21 protein-coding genes are annotated in these 17,081 nt (G+C 72.0%); 8 read left to right on the top strand and 13 right to left on the bottom strand.

Going from position 1 to position 17,081, the window contains the following annotated elements; all coding sequences use genetic code 11:
• Positions 1-31 precede the first annotated feature (31 nt).
• Both HCN51_RS08535 and HCN51_RS08540 read left to right on the top strand, forming a co-directional pair.
• Positions 32-652, top strand: coding sequence for a hypothetical protein (locus HCN51_RS08535; RefSeq protein ID WP_168008448.1), 621 nt, complete (start codon positions 32-34; stop codon positions 650-652).
• A gap of 97 nt (positions 653-749) precedes the next feature.
• On the top strand, positions 750-1,439 hold the full coding sequence (locus HCN51_RS08540; protein ID WP_240972594.1) for a helix-turn-helix domain-containing protein: 690 nt from the start codon (positions 750-752) through the stop codon (positions 1,437-1,439).
• Here HCN51_RS08540 and HCN51_RS08545 read toward each other — a convergent pair.
• The 4 genes from HCN51_RS08545 to HCN51_RS08560 are packed head-to-tail and all read right to left on the bottom strand — an operon-like array spanning position 1,423 to position 3,789.
• The gene (locus HCN51_RS08545; protein ID WP_428981530.1) at positions 1,423-2,064 is read right to left on the bottom strand and encodes an alpha-ketoglutarate-dependent dioxygenase AlkB family protein; all 642 of its coding nucleotides are present in this window, start codon (positions 2,062-2,064) and stop codon (positions 1,423-1,425) included. The genes HCN51_RS08540 and HCN51_RS08545 overlap by 17 nt on opposite strands.
• A complete protein-coding gene (locus tag HCN51_RS08550; protein ID WP_206066719.1) occupies positions 2,058-2,606 on the bottom strand; it encodes a type 1 periplasmic-binding domain-containing protein in 549 nt (182 codons plus the stop codon). The genes HCN51_RS08545 and HCN51_RS08550 overlap by 7 nt, the downstream gene beginning before the upstream one ends.
• A gap of 8 nt (positions 2,607-2,614) precedes the next feature.
• Positions 2,615-3,301 (bottom strand): 2OG-Fe(II) oxygenase, encoded by a 687-nt coding sequence (locus HCN51_RS08555; protein ID WP_168008450.1) that lies wholly within the window; start codon positions 3,299-3,301, stop codon positions 2,615-2,617.
• Positions 3,298-3,789 (bottom strand): methylated-DNA--[protein]-cysteine S-methyltransferase, encoded by a 492-nt coding sequence (locus tag HCN51_RS08560; protein WP_168008452.1) that lies wholly within the window; start codon positions 3,787-3,789, stop codon positions 3,298-3,300. The genes HCN51_RS08555 and HCN51_RS08560 overlap by 4 nt, the downstream gene beginning before the upstream one ends.
• 112 nt (positions 3,790-3,901) lie before the next feature.
• Here HCN51_RS08560 and HCN51_RS08565 point away from each other — a divergent pair, with 112 nt between their 5' ends.
• A complete protein-coding gene (locus HCN51_RS08565) occupies positions 3,902-4,714 on the top strand; it encodes an alpha/beta hydrolase (protein WP_168008454.1) in 813 nt (270 codons plus the stop codon).
• A gap of 7 nt (positions 4,715-4,721) precedes the next feature.
• Here HCN51_RS08565 and HCN51_RS08570 read toward each other — a convergent pair whose 3' ends face one another.
• Together HCN51_RS08570 and HCN51_RS08575 are read right to left on the bottom strand one after the other, a co-directional pair.
• A complete protein-coding gene (locus tag HCN51_RS08570; RefSeq protein WP_168008456.1) occupies positions 4,722-5,057 on the bottom strand; it encodes a hypothetical protein in 336 nt (111 codons plus the stop codon).
• A gap of 286 nt (positions 5,058-5,343) precedes the next feature.
• A complete protein-coding gene (locus HCN51_RS08575; RefSeq protein WP_168008458.1) occupies positions 5,344-6,966 on the bottom strand; it encodes a CocE/NonD family hydrolase in 1,623 nt (540 codons plus the stop codon).
• A 136-nt stretch (positions 6,967-7,102) separates the two neighbouring features.
• Between HCN51_RS08575 and HCN51_RS08580 the strand changes: the two genes are divergently transcribed.
• Positions 7,103-8,116 (top strand): maleylpyruvate isomerase N-terminal domain-containing protein, encoded by a 1,014-nt coding sequence (locus tag HCN51_RS08580; protein ID WP_168008460.1) that lies wholly within the window; start codon positions 7,103-7,105, stop codon positions 8,114-8,116.
• A gap of 505 nt (positions 8,117-8,621) precedes the next feature.
• Here the strand turns inward: HCN51_RS08580 and recQ are convergent.
• Positions 8,622-10,499, bottom strand: coding sequence for a DNA helicase RecQ (gene recQ / locus HCN51_RS08585; RefSeq protein WP_168008462.1), 1,878 nt, complete (start codon positions 10,497-10,499; stop codon positions 8,622-8,624).
• A gap of 257 nt (positions 10,500-10,756) precedes the next feature.
• The gene (locus tag HCN51_RS08590; RefSeq protein ID WP_168008464.1) at positions 10,757-11,914 is read right to left on the bottom strand and encodes an MFS transporter; all 1,158 of its coding nucleotides are present in this window, start codon (positions 11,912-11,914) and stop codon (positions 10,757-10,759) included.
• 140 nt (positions 11,915-12,054) lie between these two features.
• Between HCN51_RS08590 and HCN51_RS08595 the strand changes: the two genes are divergently transcribed.
• From HCN51_RS08595 to HCN51_RS08605, 3 genes are read left to right on the top strand one after another with little or no spacing between them, the layout of a single operon-like run.
• Positions 12,055-12,795: an SDR family NAD(P)-dependent oxidoreductase gene (locus HCN51_RS08595; RefSeq protein WP_080042596.1), complete on the top strand. Its 741-nt coding sequence runs from the start codon at positions 12,055-12,057 to the stop codon at positions 12,793-12,795.
• Positions 12,796-12,823: 28 nt separating this feature from the next.
• On the top strand, positions 12,824-13,069 hold the full coding sequence (locus tag HCN51_RS08600) for a type B 50S ribosomal protein L31 (RefSeq protein ID WP_080042595.1): 246 nt from the start codon (positions 12,824-12,826) through the stop codon (positions 13,067-13,069).
• Positions 13,070-13,072: 3 nt separating this feature from the next.
• Positions 13,073-13,381 carry a hypothetical protein gene (locus HCN51_RS08605; protein WP_168008092.1) on the top strand — a complete coding sequence of 103 codons (309 nt, stop codon included), beginning with the start codon at positions 13,073-13,075 and terminating at the stop codon, positions 13,379-13,381.
• Positions 13,382-13,387: 6 nt separating this feature from the next.
• Here HCN51_RS08605 and HCN51_RS08610 read toward each other — a convergent pair whose 3' ends face one another.
• The gene (locus HCN51_RS08610) at positions 13,388-13,978 is read right to left on the bottom strand and encodes a TetR/AcrR family transcriptional regulator (RefSeq protein WP_168008466.1); all 591 of its coding nucleotides are present in this window, start codon (positions 13,976-13,978) and stop codon (positions 13,388-13,390) included.
• A 129-nt stretch (positions 13,979-14,107) separates the two neighbouring features.
• Here HCN51_RS08610 and HCN51_RS08615 point away from each other — a divergent pair, with 129 nt between their 5' ends.
• Positions 14,108-14,347, top strand: a complete 240-nt coding sequence (locus HCN51_RS08615; protein WP_168008468.1) for a DUF3040 domain-containing protein — start codon at positions 14,108-14,110, stop codon at positions 14,345-14,347.
• Here the strand turns inward: HCN51_RS08615 and HCN51_RS08620 are convergent.
• The 4 genes from HCN51_RS08620 to HCN51_RS08635 all read right to left on the bottom strand — a co-directional run bounded on the left by HCN51_RS08620 (position 14,318) and on the right by HCN51_RS08635 (position 16,891).
• Positions 14,318-14,587 carry a DUF6343 family protein gene (locus tag HCN51_RS08620; protein ID WP_168008470.1) on the bottom strand — a complete coding sequence of 90 codons (270 nt, stop codon included), beginning with the start codon at positions 14,585-14,587 and terminating at the stop codon, positions 14,318-14,320. The genes HCN51_RS08615 and HCN51_RS08620 overlap by 30 nt on opposite strands.
• A 19-nt stretch (positions 14,588-14,606) precedes the next feature.
• On the bottom strand, positions 14,607-15,311 hold the full coding sequence (locus HCN51_RS08625; RefSeq protein WP_168008472.1) for a maleylpyruvate isomerase family mycothiol-dependent enzyme: 705 nt from the start codon (positions 15,309-15,311) through the stop codon (positions 14,607-14,609).
• Between the two features lie 16 nt (positions 15,312-15,327).
• Complete coding sequence (locus HCN51_RS08630; protein WP_168008474.1) at positions 15,328-16,023, bottom strand: DUF4344 domain-containing metallopeptidase; 696 nt, start codon at positions 16,021-16,023, stop codon at positions 15,328-15,330.
• Between the two features lie 130 nt (positions 16,024-16,153).
• On the bottom strand, positions 16,154-16,891 hold the full coding sequence (locus HCN51_RS08635; protein ID WP_168008476.1) for a hypothetical protein: 738 nt from the start codon (positions 16,889-16,891) through the stop codon (positions 16,154-16,156).
• Positions 16,892-17,081: the final 190 nt, after the last annotated feature.

Consider the following 17,081-nt stretch of genomic DNA (forward strand, 5'->3'; position numbering starts at 1 on the left):
GTTCCCCGGCCGCCTCGGAGACGATGAGGAGATGACGGAGAACCGATCCGCGCAGTCGCCGTCGGGTGGAGGGGCGAGCTCACGTACGAACTGGACGGCAGTGAGCGCTCTGGCCGGGACGCTCGCCGCCGTGATCGCGCTGGTCGCCTACCTGAGGCCGCCGCCCGCACCTGCGCAGCCCCCGCCCTCGCACTCGGCCGACGTGGTGGAGTCGACCCCGGCCGCCACACAGCCACCATCCACGGAGCCGAGCACCACGCCGACCCCGACCCCGACCCCGACGGCGGAGCCCGGTACGGCCGGATCGCCCGCCGTGCGGCCCACGCAAGAGGCCGTGGGCACTGCCGCGCCGTTGGCGGCGGTCCGGCCCGGCGGGTGTGACGATGCGGCGGCGGCGCTGGCCGCGTACCGGCGGAATGCCGGGAGCGCCCGCAGCACCCAGGCGGCGGCGGCTCATCAGGCCTACCTCGACCTGATGGGGGCGGTCCTCGACGCGCAGGGAGTGGTGGGGCAGAAGATCAGCCGGCTGGCCGCCGAGTTCCAGGAGCTGTACTTCCGGCTGAGCGGCATGAACGGCGGCGATCCGAACCAGGTGGTCGCGGACATCAACGCGGATATCGCGGACCTCGGCACGCTGTGCAAGCCGGCCTGACGGGTGTGCTCCGCGGGCCGTCACCGGCGACACCCGGTCGCCGGTCGGGAGGTGTGACCTGCCACGCCGTCCCGCCGCAGGGCGCTAGTCTGCCGCCATGGATCTGAAAGAGCAGGTACGCGAGCTGCGCCTGCAGGGCAAGTCCCCCAAGGAGATCGCCCGCGCGCTCAAGGTCTCGCCGTCGGTGGTGGCGCCGATCGTCCGGGCGATCGCCGCCGAGACCGCCGAGGTGGAGGGGCCGGGGGAGGCCGAGGTGGTCGGGTGCTGGATCAACGTGGGGTGGAGTGAAGGGCTCGGCCTCGATCCGGCGCGCGGCTGGGTGGACGAGGCGCCGAACTCTGGGGTGGGCGGCATGGTGTCCGTGCTCGTCGCCCGGCGGCACACGTGGGACCGGCTGTCCGTGTGCGGCTACCTGGCCGACGTCTACTGCCTGGGCGTCAAGAGCGTGATCGGTCCCGACGTGCTCGACGACCGTGACCTGGTGCGGTTCCGCGAGTACTTCTTCGGCGAGTACCCGGGCTGGCAGGAGGCGCCGATCGAGCTGGCCAGGCACCTGGTGTTCGGGTCGGTGGACTACGCGCGCAAGCTCGGGTTCGAGCCGCACGACCTGTTCGCGCTCGGCTCCGACCTGCTTGGCAAGTGGGAGGAGGAGTCGGCGGTCACGTTCGGCCGCGACGGGAAGCCGTTCTACGTGGAGGGGCCGGAGGACGACCCCGCCCGGGTGGTGCGGACGTTGCGGCGGACGCTGTCGGACGACGAGTTCGGGTACGTCACCGCAGGCCAGTGACCCGCAGGGTGAGGTTGAGCCGGCCGGAGGTCAGCCCGGTGGCGGGGTCGCCGGTGCCCGGGTAGACCTTCGGCACGCCGTGGTAGGCGAAGCGCGACGGCCCGCCGAACACGAACAGGTCGCCCGAGGCGAGGCGCACGTCGGTGTACGGCCGGCCGCGCGTCCCGGTGTTGCCGAAGCGGAACAGGCACGTGTCGCCGATGCTCAGCGACACCACGGGGGCGTCGGAACGCTCGTCCTTGTCCTGGTGCATGCCCATCTTGGCCTGGCCGTCATAGAAGTTGATCAGAGCGGTGTCGGGTTCGTACGGGACGTCACGCCCGTAGGCGTCGGCCAGGGCGCGCCGGCCCAGGTCGGCCAGCCAGCCGGGGAAGGCGGCCACCTGGCGGCCGTTCACGTCGTGCGCGACGCGCGTGTACGTGTACGGCCGCCAGTGCCAGCCCAGGCACACCGTCTGGACGGACATGACGCCGCCGCTCGGCAGCACCGTGTGCCGCATCGGCACCGGGCCGCGCGCCCATTCCCGGCATTCCTGGACGAGGTGGCGTTGCTCGTCGAGCGTCAGCCAGCCGGGCACGTGGACCGCGCCGGGCGCGATCTCCCTCATGGGTAGCGGGATCACGATCGCTGCTCCTGAGGTGACTCCTCGCGACTGTCCTGGAACGCCACGCGACTCTCCTGGAAGGTCGCGTGACTGTCCTGCCAGATCGCGCGACTCTCCTGGCAGGTCACGCTACTTTCCCGAAATATCACGTTACGTCCGATGCGCCACACCGTCCCGTCCCGGCCGGCGCCCCGCATCCCCTCCAGTGTCCCAGGCGGCGCGATGGCCACGGCCCCCGCCGTCCCCGCGAACCCGTACGTACGCCCGGGATCCCAGCCCGTGCTGCGCCGCAGCCGCTCGCTCATCCCGGCCCATCCGCGCGCCTCACCCGCCACCACCCACGCGTCCGGCTCGCCCGCCGTGAACCGCCTGGCCTGCCGCAACCAGGACGCCGCCACCTCCGGCCAGCCGACCACCGCCAGCACCGTCCCGTCCCACGCCCGCGCGAACGCTTCGGCGACGGGCGCGGCCTCCCGCCCGTGCCCGATCACGACGGTACGGGCCCGTTGCGCCCGGACGAGCGCGACCACTGTCTCCAGCTCGAAAGCCGTGACCCCCGTCATGCGAGGGCTCACTTCGCGTCGTGGAGGACGAGGCCGAGCGTGTGCCGCAGCCCCGAACGTACGGTGCTCACGCCGTGCCGCACCGGCGCGGCCGACCAGCCGCGCGACGACCGCACGGGCCGGTCGCGGGTCGTGAAGACCAGCCCGCGGCCCTGCGGCAGCAACGTGACCGTTCCCCGCGACTGCGCCCGCGGCCGCTGCTCCACCAGCAGGAACTCGCCCCCGGTGTAGTCCTCGCCAGGCCGGTCCAGCCCGATCACCACCTGCAGCGGGAACACCAGGTCCCCGTACAGGTCGCGGTGCAACGCGTTCCAGTCGTTCTCCCGGTAGCGGAGCAGGATCGGCGTCGGGCGGGTCTGGCCGGCGCGGTGGCACATGTCCAGCCACTCGCCGAAGTCGTCCGGCCAGGGGGCGGGCTGCCCGAGGCGGGCCGCCCAGTCCCTGGCGATCGGCAGCAGCCGGGGGTAGAACTCCGCGCGCAGCCGCCGCACCAGGGGCGGCAGCGGGTGGTCGAAGTAGCGGTACTGGCCGGCGCCGAAGCGGTAGCGCTCCATGTCGATGGTGGCGCGGAAGAACGCGGTCTCGTCGTACAGACCGGAGATCTCCGCGCACTCCTCCCGCGTGAGGAGGGGCGGCGTCAGCGCGCACCCGTAGGCGTCCAGCTCGGCCGCGAGCTTGTTCCAGTCGGCGTTCACAGCGTGCTCCAGAGCTGGGGCTGCAGGACGCCTTCGAGCGTGAGCAGCGCGCGCTTGCGCTCCAGGCCGGCCGCGTAACCCGTCAGGGCGCCGTCGGCGGCGACGACGCGGTGGCAGGGGAGCAGGACGAGCAGCGGGTTCGCGCCGACGGCCGCGCCGACCGCGCGGATCCGGTCGGCGGGCGCGCCGATGCGGGCGGCGAGCGCGCCGTAGCTGGTCGTCGTCCCGTACGGGAGCCCGGCCAGCTCCGTCCACACCCGTTCCTGGAACGCACTGCCGCGCGGCCGGAGCGGCAGGTCGAAGGCGGTGCGCTCGCCCGCGAAGTACTCGCCGAGCTGCCGCTCCGCCTCCACGAACTTGAGGTCGTCGCGCCGCAGGCCCGCCGTCTGCGGGGCAGCCGGGGCGAACGACAGGCGGGTCAGCGCCGTGCCGTCCCCCACGAGCAAGATCTCGCCCAGCGGGCTGTCGATCGTGGTGTAGATGTCCATACTTGTACGAACACCAGCGACCCCGCCCGAGGTCGGCGGTTTTCGGACGTCGTGGCACCCGTTCTCGTGCCGTCGTACGCTCACTTCGTCGTCGAGCAAGGAGTGAGAGAGCATGGCCGAGTCGCGCGAGCGTACCTTCACCGGCACGAGGGGCCGCAACACGGCCCGCGAATGGCCCCATGAGCAGCCCCGATACCTCGCGATCCTGGTCCACGGCTACGGCGAGCACATCGGCCGCTACGAGCACGTCGCCGACCGGCTCGTCCGGCACGGCGCCGCGGTGTACGGCCTCGACCACGTGGGACACGGCAAGTCCGAGGGCGACCGGGTGCTCGTCGAGGACTTCGAGGACGTCGTCACCGACGTGCACGCCGTCGAGGAGCACGCCAGGGCCGAGCACCCCGGCGTGCCCGTCGTGCTGATCGGCCACTCCATGGGCGGCATGATCGCCGCCCGCTACGCCCAGCGGTACGGGTCAGGGCTGAGCGCGCTCGTCCTGTCCGGGCCGGTGATCGGGGAGTGGGGGGCCGTGCCGGCGCTGCTGGCGTTCGAGGAGCCGCCGGACGTGCCGATCGACCCGAGCACGCTCTCCCGCGACCCCTCCGTGGGCGCCGCCTACGCCGCCGACCCGCTCGTGTGGCACGGGCCGTTCAAGCGGGCGACGCTGGAATCGTTCGCGGCGACGCTCGACACGATCGCCAAGGGCGGCACGTTCGGCGCGCTGCCCACCCTGTGGGTGCACGGGGACGACGACCAGCTCGTGCCGCTCGCCGGCAGCCGCGCCGGCATCGAGGCCGTCAAGGGGAGCGACCTGACGGAGCGGATCTATCCGGGGGCCCGGCACGAGGTGTTCAACGAGATCAACAAGGACGAGGTGCTGGACGACGTCACGTCCTTCATCGACCGCGCCCTGCCCGGTGCGTGACCCTCGGCTAATGGACGGGTAGCCAGACGTGGCCCGATCCTCGGTCGCGGGACAGCTCGACCTTCCAGCACCCCCGCTTCGGGAACACGAACCCCGTGCCCCACTCCTGCCCGGGCCGCCGCCAGGTCGAGCTCCCATGCTCCTCCGGGCCCCACACCGGCTTGGCGAGCGTCCCGTCCGGATGGACCGCCCGGACGCGCAGCGGGCCCTCCCCGGTCATCCGCCACACGATCTTGACCTCGTCGCCCACGCTGAGGGGGGTGGCCTTCACGAACAGCAACCCCCACAGCTCGGCGTCCCGCGCCGTCCCCCGCACCTCGGGGAAACCCTCCCCTTCCAACACCGGCGTGCCGTGACAGCCGGCGCCGGTAGCGGCCGGGCGCGGGCTCGCCTCCCCAGCCGGGCTCGGGCTGGCCTCCCCGGCCGGGGGCGGGCTGGCCTCTCCGCTCGGGCTCGGGCTGGCCTCTCCGCTCGGGCTCGCCTTGATGCTCGTACGCGAGCCCGCCCCCGCGCCCGAGGCACACCCACTGGCCGCCATCACCACGACAACCACCCCGGCACAAACCTTCATCAACCGCATCGAACCTCCTCGCCTTCACTACCGGGCAGGCGAGAGAAAGGTTCCGGCCCTACCGCCCCCCGAACACGGGCAGCGTGAGCGACGACGGATGCGTCCCGTCATGGAAGATCTCGAACCGCGTGGCCCGGGTGCGCACCGCCTCCGCCACCGGCTCGCCGGTCCCGTGGTTGCGGGCGAACCGCGGGAACGCGCCGCCCGCCACCTGCACCCGCAGCCGGTGCCCGCGCCGGAACCGGTACCCGGTCGGATGCAGTTCCACCTCCGCCTGCACCACGCCCTCGCTCCCGGCGGGCAGCCGCACGATGCCGTCGGTGACGTTGCGCGACACGCCGGACGCGTCCACGTCGCACAACCGTACGAACACGTCGGCGTGCCCCGTGTCGGTCCGCACGTACACGGTGGCCGAGACCGGGCCGATCAGGTCAAGGTCGCGGGGGAGCGGCCCGCCGGTGTAGACGAGCACGTCGGGGCGGGCCTCGATGGGGCGGTTGTCGCGCTGCTTGGCCTGCCGCATGTCCAGGAGCGGCCCGCCGACGGTGCGGGTGGGGTGCGCCGGATCGTAGGTGAACGTGTCGGGGGCGCTCTCGCCGGGCGCGCTCCAGCCAAGCCTGCCGTACGAGAGCAGGTGCAGCGGCGTCGGCACCGACTGCGGGGGCGGCCACTGCTCGAAGTCCAGCCAGCGGCCGGCCCGCTGCAGGTACAGCCGCACGGGTGAGCGCTGGAGCTGGGCGGTGTCGCCGAGCAGGTGCGCCGACAACCACGACACCTCCTCCGCCAGGAACGCCCGCAACGCCCCCAGGTCGTGCCCCCACGGCCCGATCAGGATCCTGCTGCGCCGCCCGGCCTCGCGCAGCGCGGCGTAGTCGCGGAGCTGCGCGGGCAGGAGCAGGTCCCACCAGCCGGTGACCATGCTGGTCGGCGTCGTCATCTTGACCGCCGCCGCGCTGTTGTCGACGTCCGTCCAGAACGGGTCGCCGGCGCCGGAGTGCGCGGCCGCCTCCCGCAGGAACGGCACCGGCTTCCCGATCGCGGCCACGTCCGACCTGCCGAGCGGGACGTGCGCCATCGCCCGCCGCAACCGCCGCTCCCCGCGCGGGCCGGGCAGCATCCCGCCCAGCCGCGCCTCCTCCTGCGTGCCGATGAGCGCCGCCCACGTCAGCAGGTTGTGCAGCGCGAACACGCCGCCCGGATAGAACGTCGTCCTGAACTCGCTGGCCGTCACCCCCAGGCACATGGCCTCCAGCGGCGGATCGAGGTAGGGCCCCACCGCCCACTGAGTGAACCCCAGGTAACTCGCCCCGGTCATCGCCAGCCGCCCGTCGCACCACGGCTGCTCCCGCAACCACGCCGCCGTGGCCAGGCCGTCCTCCTTCTCCTGGTGGAAGGCCGAGAACCGGCCTCCCGACCCGAACGTGCCCCGGGCGTTCTGCACCACGACCTGCATGCCGCGCCGCGCCAGCACCCGCGCCGTCCCCTTGGCGTCGAGCTTGTGCTTGCCGTACGGCGTGCGCACCAGCACCACCGGCAACGGCTCCGACCCGCGCGGCCGGTAACGGTCGGCCCGCAACACGACCCCGTCCGGCATCGGAACGCGCAGGTCATGGACCACTTCGATGTCCCGAACGGTGGCTTCGGGCAGGCCGAGAAGTCGATCGATCAGTCTGCTGAGCATCCCCATGGCAGATCCTTTCGCTCCGCCCCAGAGTACGGCCCGCCCTCCGGCACGAAGAGGATCGTCCCCGCCCCGTTCGCCGGCGGACGCGATGACTTTTCCCCCACCCCCGGGTCTGCACTTGTGAGGAGGCGACATGAGCGACCAGAAACGGGCACTGACGGCAGGCGTGGCGCTGCTGGAACGGGCGATCGACTACGCGCTCGGCAGCCTGCGCATCGTGACCCCGCCGGCCCTGTGCCGCCCCACCCCCTGCACGGGCTGGAACCTCCAGCAACTCCTCGCCCACCTGGGCGACTCCCTCCAAACCCTGGACGAGGCCGCCACCGGCCACATCCTCCTCGCCCACGGCACTGCCCCTCCGACGGCACACCAGGCGACCACCCCGGCCACCCCACCCGCCGTACCCGGAACAACGGCCACGCCCGCGGTGCCATGCCCCCGTGCACCAGGCACCCCCACGGCCGGCTCACGGACCGCAGGCACCGCTGGTGGGCTCGGCTCACGAACGACGGGCATCCCCGCGCCTGGCACGCAGCCGGGGCGGGCGGCAGGCATTCCTGCGCCTGGTTCACAGCCCCAGCCGCCGGTACAGGCGTCGGGCACGCTCGCGCCTGGTTCACCGCCCGCGCCGCCGGTGCAGGCGTCGGGCACCCCCGCGCCCGGCTCACCGCCCGCGTCACCGGTGCAGGCGGCAGACAACACCCTCGGACCCGCGTCACAGCCCGCACCCATGGAGACGGTAGGCGCCGTAGCGTCCGGACCTTGCCCGGAACCAGCGCTCCAAGCCCCCAACCCCGCCCTCCTCCTCAGGGACAGCGCCACAGAAGTGCTCGGCAGATGGGCCGCCCTGATCACCGCCGACCTCGTCACCGTCCACGACCGCCACCTCACCAGCCCGATGGTGGCCGCGGCAGGCGCCGTCGAGATCACCGTGCACGCCTGGGACGTGGCCAGGGCCTGCGGCGAGCCCCGCCCGATCCCGCCACACCTCGCGGAGGATCTGCTCGACCTGGCCCACCTGTTCGTCACGAACGCCGACCGTCCCGCCCGCTTCGCCCGCCCGGTGACCCTGCCCATGTACGCACCCACCCAGGACCACCTCCTCGCCCACCTCGGCCGCCACCCCAACTGGCCAGACCACGACTGATCGCGGTGGACCTGCCCGCGAGAGGACTGGCACTGGCCGGGAGAGGACTGAACGCCCGCCCGCCCTCACATCCACCGCCGCCACGCCGTACGATCACCATGTACGGAAAGTCAGACCACATATCGCGGCACCACTCTTGGCGGAATCCGCGACGTCCTGTCCGATACGGTGAGAAGATCGGTTATGGCCGACCCGGCACGGCGGGGCGACCACCAAGACCACACCGTCCAGGGCGACGGGAACCTTGCGGCCCGATCCGCGAGGCGGCGCACGACATCGCCGCGGACCGGCCGACCAACGTGGTGGCGACGACCGTTCTTCGTGCGGCCGTCGCCACCACCACGCCGCCCGCCCCACCTGACGCCTGGTGTTGGCTCGCCTGACCCGCTTGGCTCCCATGGCTCCCTCGGGCTTACCCGGCCCGCGCGTCACTCGCCTGCCCCGATTCCACTGCACGAGCGGTTCTGAGCGTCCTCAGGCCAAGTACCTCCCGTTCGGAGCAGGCTCAGAGCAGTGTGTCGTCCTCCTGGGGTATTTCCAGGGTCTGCTGCGTATCTTGGGGCGGGGTGGCGTCGTCTCCGCGGAGGGTGCTCAGGACCTGCTCCCCGTACTTGGCCAGTTTGTTCTCCCCGACGCCGTTCACCTTGCTCAGCTCCGCCAGCGACGTGGGGGCCAGGGTGGCGATCTCGCGGAGGGTGGCGTCGTGGAAGATGACGTAGGCGGGCACCCCCTGCTCCTTGGCGGTGGCGGCGCGCCAGGCGCGCAGGCGTTCGAAGAGGGCGGCGGCCTCGGCGGGGAGCTCCACGGCGGCCTGGGCGGGCTTGGTGCCGGAGGAGGTCTTGGCTCGGGCGGGGCGGTGGGTGTCGCGGCGCAGGCGCACCTCGCGCTGGCCGCGCAGCACCGCCGCGCTGTCGTCGGTGAGCACCAGCGCGCCGTAGTCGGACTCCACCGCGAGCAGGCCCTGGGCCAGGAGCTGGCGGACCACGCCGTGCCATTCCGCGTTGCCCAGGTCGGTGCCGACCCCGAACACCGACAAGGTGTCGTGCCCGTGCTGCAGCACCTTGGCGGTCTTCTTGCCGAGCAGGATGTCGACCACCTGCCCGACGCCGAACTTCTGCCGCCGCTCCCTGAGCAGCCGCAGCACCGTGGACAGCACCTTTTGTGCCGGGATCGTGCCGTCCCACGACTCGGGAGGGGTCTGGCAGGTGTCGCAGTTTCCGCACGGCTGCGACCCCTTCTGCCCGAAGTAGTCGAGCAGCATCATGCGGCGGCAGCCGACGGTCTCGCAGAGCGCGAGCATCGCGTCGAGGTGCTGCACCTGGCGGCGGCGGTGGGCGTCGTCGCCCTCCATCGCCATGCGGCGGTGCTGGACGACGTCCTGCAGCCCGTAGGCCATCCACGCGGTCGCGGGCAGCCCGTCGCGCCCCGCCCGCCCGGTCTCCTGGTAGTAGCCCTCGACGGACTTGGGCAGGTCGAGGTGGGCCACGAAGCGGACGTCGGGCTTGTCGATGCCCATGCCGAACGCGATCGTGGCCACCACGATCAGGCCGTCCTCGCGCAGGAAGCGGGCCTGGTGGTGGGCGCGGGTGCGGGCGTCGAGCCCCGCGTGGTACGGCACCGCCGCGATGCCGTGCTCCACCAGGAACTCGGCGATCTTCTCCACCGAGGAGCGCGACAGGCAGTAGACGATGCCGGAGTCGCCGGGATGCTCGGTGCGCAGGAAGTCGAGCAGTTGCCGCTTGGGCTCGCTCTTGGGCGTGATGCGGTAGTGGATGTTGGGCCGGTCGAAGCCGGCCACGAAATGGCGGGCCTGGTCGAGGCCCAGCCGGGAGGAGATCTCGGCGTGCGTGGCCGGCGTGGCGGTGGCGGTCAGCGCGATGCGCGGCACCTCGGGCCACAGCTCGCGCAGCTTCGACAGCTCCAGGTAGTCGGGACGGAAGTCGTGGCCCCACTGGGCGACGCAGTGCGCCTCGTCGATGGCGAACACCGCGATGTCGCCCTTGCCCAGCAGCCGCAGCGTCGCGTCGACGCGCAGGCGTTCGGGGGCGAGGTAGAGCAGGTCGAGCTCGCCGGCCAGGAACTCCGACTCGACGAGCTGCCGCTCGTCGAAGCCCTGCGTCGAGTTGAGGAACCCCGCACGCACGCCGAGCGCCCGCAAAGCGTCGACCTGATCCTGCATCAGCGCGATCAGGGGGGAGATGACCACCCCCACGCCTTTTCGCACCAGGGCGGGGATCTGGTAGCAGAGCGACTTGCCGCCGCCGGTGGGCATCAGGACGAGGGCGTCGCCGCCGGCCACGACGTGGTCGATGATCTCCTGCTGGCCCGACCGGAACGAGTCGTAGCCGAACACGCGGTGCAGGACCTCGGTGGGGGTATCCATGCGGCTACCTTACGTGTTCGGGGATGAGCGGACCGTCAGTTCCGCCGATGGCGGAGCGGAGCAGCGCCGGGGGTTCCTGCATGCACACCTTGGCGATGCTAGCCGCCCCGACCGACAACCCGGCACCGCGCGAAGACCGCCTCGAAGGCCGCTCCCCGGCACGGCGCGAAGACCGCCGCGAAGGCCGCTCTCCGGTGCCCGCGCGAAGGCCCGCTACCCGGCACCGTGAGCAAGTGCCCGGCGGCGGGCGCGAGCCGTTACCCGGCCGCGTTCGCCGGACGTACCCGGGCATAGAGCACCAGCGACACCGCCCCCAGCACGCAAGCCGCCGCCACCACCCCCATGACCGCCGGATACCCGGCGACCTGCGCCACCCCGGCCGCCGCCAAGGGCGCGACGGCCTTGGCCACGGTGATGGGCAGGGCGAGCGCCCCGCTCAGCGACGCGTACGCGGCCGTGCCGTACCGGTCGGCGAGCAGGGCGGGACGGGCGATGGTGCCGACCCCGAACCCCAGCCCGAACAGCACCACCGCCACCACCGCCCCGAAGGCGTCCCGCCCGATCAGCGGCAGCAGGACGGCGGCGAGGCCCTGCAGCCCGAAGATGGCCGCCGCGATCAGCGCCACGGGCCAGCGGGCCTGCAGCCCGGTGGTGACCAGCCGCCCGGTCACGGACAGCACCCCGAGCAGCCCGGCCACGCCGGCGGCGAAGACGGGGGCGTGGCCGAGGGCGATCAGGTACGTGACGAGCAGCACCCCCATGACGGCCACGGCGCCCGTCTGGGTGAGGAAGGCCGCCGCCAGGAGCCAGAACGGCCGCTCGCGCAGTGCCGCGCCGACGATCTCGCCCCGGTCGACGTGGGCGGGCGCGGCCCGGCCGCGGACGGCGAGCCCGTGCAGGGGGACGGCCGTCAGCGCGTACCCGACGGCCAGGACGACCAGCGCCCGCCGCCACCCGTACAGCTCGACGAGGAGCCCGGTGAGCGGCAGGAAGATGCTGGAGGCGAACCCGGCGACGACGGTGACGGCGAGCAGCGCCCGCGCCCGCCGGGCCGCGTCGAACCAGGCCACGATCACCGCGAACGCCGCCTCGTACAGCACCATGGCCGACGCCACGCCGAGCACCCCGCACACGAGGTAGAGCTGCACCACGGAGCGCACCTGCGACCAGGCGAGCACCGCCAGGGCGCCGAGCACGGAGCCGAGGGTCATCAGGCCGCGCCCGCCGTGCCGGTCGAGCCAGCGCCCGATGAGCGGGGCGACGAGCCCGGACACGAGGACGGACAGCGTGATCGCCCCGGTGAGCTGCGCGACGCCGGCGTGGAGTTCGCGCGACATGGGCGGGATGAACACGGAGAAGGCGTAATAGAGAATGCCGTATCCGGCGGTCTGCGTGATCGCGAGTGCGCCGATCATTCGCGCCGGCGCCTTCGGTCCTGCGGTGGCGATCACGCCTTCATTTGTTCCCGTTCACTTGCTGTAAATACGGTGATAAAGGTCACTTCGCCGCCGAATAATCACCGCCCTTTCCCGCCTTCCCGGCATAACTTCGGATCATGACTCTTTCGTACGTGGTGACCGGCGGCGGGCGCGGCATCGGCAGGGCAGTGGTGGAGCGGCTCCTCGGCGAACGGGACGTCGTGGTGGTCGTCGAGCGCGACAAGGAGGCGCTGGAGTGGGCGGGCCCGAGGGTGGTCCCGGTGATCGGGGACGCGGCGGACGAGGAGGTCGCCGCCTGGGCCGCCGACCTCGCCCAGGAGTCGGGCACCCTGGCCGGCTGGGTCAACAACGCCGCCGTGTTCCGGGACGCCTCCGTGCACTCGTCGCCGATCTCGGAGGTCAGGGCGCTGATCGCGGCCAACCTCGACCTGGCCGTGGTCGGCTGCGCCACCGCCGTACGCCACTTCCTGGAGGCCGGCACCCCGGGCGCCATCGTGAACGTCACCTCGCACCAGGCCACCAGAGCCGTCCCCGGCAGCCTCCCCTACTCCACCGCGAAGGCCGCGACGGAGGGCCTGACCAGGGCGCTGGCGGTGGAGTACGGCCGGCACGGCATCCGCGTGAACGCCGTCGCCCCCGGCTCGGTGGCCACGGAGCGGTACGAGCGGCAGCGCACGCCGGAAATGGCGGCGGAGCTGGCGCGGTTGCACCCGCTGGGCCGCGTCGCCACCCCGGCGGAGGTGGCCTCGGTGGTGGCGCACCTGCTCTCCCCGGACGCCGCGTTCGTCAACGGCGCCACCATCCCGGTCGACGGCGGCCGCACGGTGCTGGGACTGGATCCGGAAGCCCGGGAATGAAAACCGTTCCCACATGGTTGCAGGGGCCATGAAGAAGAACCTGCACCCCGCCTACCGCCCCATCGTCTTCCGCGACCCGAGCGTCGGCTTCGCCTTCCTCACCCGCTCGACCCTGACCAGCGACAGGACGATCGAGTGGGAGGACGGCAGGACGTACCCGGTCGTCGACGTGGACGTCTCCTCGGCGAGCCACCCGTTCTACACCGGGCGTGGCCGCATCCTCGACACCGCCGGCCGCGTCGAGCGGTTCAAGCAGAGGTACGGGAAGATGTGACGCATGCTCGACTCGCCGCTGTCCGCCCGGCTCGGGCGTTCCCGCCGGATCCTCGTGGCCGGGGCGGGCGGAGGCTTCGACGTGTACGCCGGGTTGCCCCTCGCCCTCTCCTTATGGGGAGCGGGCAAGGAGGTGCACCTGGCGAACCTGTCGTTCAGCCACCTCGACGCCCTCGGCCTCGACGGGCTGGCCCGGCGCTCGCTCTACCTGGACCGGCTGCGCGACACCGTCCTCATGCGCCAGGTCGTCTCCGAGATCGAGGCGTTCCGCGACGAGGTGACGCCCCGGCCACCGAAGGTCTTTCCGCACTAGAAGGCACTAGAGGCCCATGGTGTCGGCCAGGGAGTCGATCTCGGCCGTCAGTAACGCGGGGCCCGTCCCGGTGAAGGGGCCGCGTAACTCGACGCTCAGCACCCCCTGCAACCGCGCCCACACCAGCACGGCGCCAGTCAGTGCCGCCGCCCGGTCGCCGGCGGGTGCGTGCGCCCACTCCGGGGGCTCCAGGCCCGGCACCGCGCGGCCCTGCCCCAGCACCGGCAGGAACGGGCCGAGCACCTCCTCGACGCCCGCCCGGCGCGGAGCCGCGGCCACGAGCTGGAACAGCCCCCGGTTGGCCATCGCCCAGTCGTAGAAGGCCCTGGCCAGTGCGTGCAGCCGGGCGCGGGGGCCGCCGGTGGCGGGGGAGCCGGCGCGTACGGCCGCCGCCAGCTCGGCCAGCCCGTCGTCGACCAGCTCGGCGAGCAGCCGATCGCGGCCGGCGAAGTACTTGTAGAGCGCGGGCCCGGTCATGCCCAGGCGCCTGGCCACCGCCGTCAGGCTCAGGGGCTCGCCCTCGCCGATCTGGGCGAGCGCGGCCTGCTTGATCTCCCTTCTCACCTGCTCCCGGTAACGCTGTCGCGGTGTCGACATGCCCTCATTATCCAGAGTTCCGGTCCCGGCACGCGGAGTGATCACCGTCAAGCGCCGGTCAACGGCCGGGCATGCGGGGTCTACCGGTGGGTAAGAACAGGTCACCGGCGTGAGAGCAGTGGTGGTGCGATGAGTCTCTCCGGAAGGGAACGCCGTATTCTCGCCGAGATCGAGCGCGCCTTGGAGCGGGACGACCCCGAGCTGGCCAAGCGCGTCGCGGCCATCAACCGGATCGAGGCGGGCGGCGACCTGCCCCCGCAGCCGTACGGCGACCGGCTGCGCATGTGGGCGTTGGCGCATGTCTGGGTGCTGTTCTGGGTGGCCGCCCTGGTGATCGTGTTACTGCTCCTGGCCGTGCTGACCACCTGACGAGCCCGAGCGGCGGCGGTTTCGCAGTACCACCAGGTCGATGGCGGCGATCACGGCCACGGCGGCGGCGATGGCGGCCTCCCAGCGCCACACCTCCTGCCCCGTGCGCATGGCCTGCACGGCGAAGAACACCGCCGCCACGACCCCCAGCACGAGCGCGGCGAGCGACAGGGCCCGCCGCGCCCGCAGCGGGCTGCGGGCCGTCACCGGTTCGGTGCCCGCGCGGTTACGCAGCCACATGGCCTCCTCCTCAGGACGTTCAGGCGAGACACCTCAGTGCCGAGGCGATGCGCGGGTCGAGGCCGTGCGAGGCGGGCAGCCGGCCCACCGTGGCCTCGACGAACTCGGGGTAGGACAGCGTGGCGGTGAGCCCGTCGACGGCGGCGAAGATCTGCTCGGCCGTCTGCTCGACCTGCACCTTGGCGTTCTGCTCGGCCAGCACGAACCGGCCGACCGCCACCCGCCACAGCGTCCGGCCGTCACTCTCGTCCTCGCCGACGGGCGCGCCCACGTCGTCGGCGTGGGTGGCGTACTCGGAGTCGTAGTGGAAGGTCTGGTGCCCGGCGGGGTACGGCCCGGCCATGGTGTCGAGCACGGCGTCGCGGCCCAGCGCGCGCATGCGCTCGCGCGTCTCGGCGTTCTTCGTGCGCCACTCGGCCAGGACGTCGGCGACGGGCAGGCCCGCGCGCTCGCGCACGCACCACTCGTTGAACTCGTTGTAGCCGCCGATGCCCTCCTCTGCCAGCCGGCTCATGAGGTCGGGCACGGTGCCGTCGAGGCAGGCGTGGTTGTACAGCTCCTCGCCCGCCAGGTGCGCCAGCACGTCGCGGACCGACCAGCCGTCGCAGCGGGACGGCCGCTGCCAGCCGGCGTCGTCGAGGCTGGAGAAGAACCGGTCGAGCCGGGCGGCCTCGGCGTCGAAGATGTCGAACGGGTTGAAGTCTTTGAGCAGCTCGTCGGCCATACCCCGACGCTACCCCTCACGTCCGGACTTTATCGCCGATGGCGGACCTGACGCGGTCATGCTCGCCGGCGCAGGACGGGGCCCGCTCGGGCGGCACCCACCCGCCCTTGACGATCTTGCTGTACGTGCCGGGGTCGGAGCCGTAGAGCAGGCAGGCGAACGTGGCCGACTGGTCCATGCCCGACAGGTGGTCGATGCCCGCGTGCCCGGCCAGCAGGTGCCGGGCCTCGGCGGCGGCCACCACGCGCTTGGGCGTGTCGGCCACGAGCGTCAGCGCGGCGAACTCGTCGGCCCGCGCCTCGCCGTCCGTCATGCCGTTGAGCGTGGTGAGCGCGTGGCCGAGCTGGTGGTGGAAGAGCACGGACAGGGCGCCGCGCACGCGCGCCTCGGCGGCCTTCTCGCCGGTCTCCTCGGTCTGGGAGATGCCCTTGATCGTGCGTTGCACCTGGTCCACGAGCGAGTAGCAGATGGTGATCTCGCGCTTGTCGTGGTCCCACGTGGCCTTCGGCGCCTCGCAGTCGCGGGCGACGACCTTGACCGGCTCGGGCAGCCGGACGTCCGTCTCCAGCGCGCCCGTGTCCTTCAGCAGCCGCTCGGCCTGCTCGGCGCGCGGCGATGCGGGAGGTTCGTAGCGGACGGACGGCTCGGGGGACGGGGCCGCTCCCAGCGTGCTCGTCATGCTCAGGACGAGGGCGAGGACGGGATGCGGCATGCGGGTGCTCCTTCGGGGGTTCGATCAACGCGTGGGACTTCCCATGCTTCCCACGCGTGATCGCTAAACCTGCCGGAGGAGAAAAGCTGGAGGCCCAGCCCCGGGCGGGACTGGGCCTCAGCGGGAGTGACTATCGGCGCCAGGAGTAGACGCGCACGTAGTCCGTGCGGCTCGTCGAGCCGTTGAGCTCGTCGTCACCGGCGTACACGGCACGGAAGGTGCCGCTCTTGTACGCCCTGGTCTTGGCGTAGAACTTGCCGCCGCGACCGGTCCAGTCGGAGGCCACCCACTTCCAGCCGCTGCCGTAGCTGGCCTTGTAGTAGATGTTCACCTTCTCGCCGCGGACGCCTTCCCAGCCGTCGTCGTCGGCCAGGAGACGGCCTTCGAAGTAGATCGACTTGCCCTTGCGGACCTTGTACGGGTCGGCGCTGAAGCGGGAGATCCGGGTGTCGAGCTTGCCCTGCTCGATCTCGACCGTGAAGAACGCGTCGTCCTTCGCGATCTCCTTGCCGGCCTTGTCGAAGGCCACGGCGGTGGCCTTCCACTTGCCCTCGTAGTCGTTCTCGTTGAACCCGATGGCCCAGCGCCAGCCCTCGAGGTCCTTGACGTCCTTCGTGTGCATCGTGCGGAAGTTGTTCTCCGCGGGCGAGACGCTGAGCTCGACCTTCTCGACGTCCGAGCTGGCGCCGACGTCGAAGTAGGCGGTCGTCTCGGAGCCCTTCTTCACCACGACGGGGTTGGGGCTGATGTCACGGATCTTGAGCTGGGTGTCGTGCCGCGTGGTCGTGGCCGAGGCGGCTCCCGCGCCCGACACCAGCAGGGCACCGCCGATAGTGGCGGAAAGGATACCTACTGCGATCTTCTTCATGAGGGTGCTGATTCCTCTCCCCGTATTGACTTCGGAGCCGGCTTCGGGGTGGCCGGACTCCCTCTACTACTTTGAGGCACGATCATGGGGAAAGGTTGGCTAAAGTTACAGAAAATATTTGATCACGGCTTTAACCAGCACTTATGCGGAAAAATCGGTTTTGGGGGATCTTAACCGGCTACAGTCTGCC

This window comes from Nonomuraea composti, from assembly GCF_012034275.1.
Lineage (GTDB): Bacteria > Actinomycetota > Actinomycetes > Streptosporangiales > Streptosporangiaceae > Nonomuraea > Nonomuraea composti.